At 65.7% G+C, this 703-nt stretch carries 2 protein-coding genes; both read left to right on the forward strand.

All coding sequences use genetic code 11. From position 1 onward, the window contains the following. A partial coding sequence (locus tag NS334_RS17060; RefSeq protein ID WP_275044702.1) for a DNA-directed RNA polymerase subunit alpha C-terminal domain-containing protein occupies nt 1–303 on the forward strand: 303 nt, incomplete at its 5' end. 197 nt (nt 304–500) lie between these two features. Then, nucleotides 501–703 (forward strand): bL17 family ribosomal protein (locus NS334_RS17065; protein WP_275044703.1); only part of this gene is annotated, 203 nt, incomplete at its 3' end.

The raw sequence follows: 703 nt of genomic DNA on the forward strand, positions 1-703 counted from the left end.
GAAGTCACGCAGGAGATCATCCCCGATCTCGCGTTCAACCCGGCGTTCCTCAAGAAGGTCGACGAGCTCGAGCTGTCGGTGCGTTCGGCGAACTGCCTGAAGAACGACAACATCGTCTACATCGGCGACCTCGTGCAGAAGTCGGAAGCGGAAATGCTCCGCACCCCGAACTTCGGCCGCAAGTCGCTGAACGAGATCAAGGAAGTGCTGGCCCAGATGGGTCTGCACCTCGGCATGGACATCCCCGGCTGGCCGCCGGAGAACATCGAGGATCTCGCCAAGCGCTTCGAAGAACACTACTGAGAGGCGCAGCCGCCTCGGGCCGAACTGGGCGGCGCTAGGCGGCGCCGCTCGTAGGGCCGACCGAGACCCGGAACCGCGCCGAGCCGACGCGAAGTCCCGCAAAATCCCGCCGCGGGGTCAAGCGGAGAGCAACAGCCTCAACGGGGCACCCGGCCGTACCGTGGCACGGCGGCCGAGACCAGAAGGAAGCCAGCACCATGCGTCACGCCTATCGCGGCCGCCGTTTCAACCGCACCGCCGAGCATCGCAAGGCGATGTTCGCCAACATGTCCGCCGCGCTGATCAAGCACGAGCAGATCATCACCACCCTGCCGAAGGCGAAGGACCTGCGTCCGGTCGTCGAGAAGCTGATCACGCTGGGCCGCATCGACAGCGTGCACACCCGCCGCCTCGCCATGGC

Source organism: Sphingomonas endophytica, from assembly GCF_001476895.1.
GTDB lineage: Bacteria > Pseudomonadota > Alphaproteobacteria > Sphingomonadales > Sphingomonadaceae > Sphingomonas > Sphingomonas endophytica_A.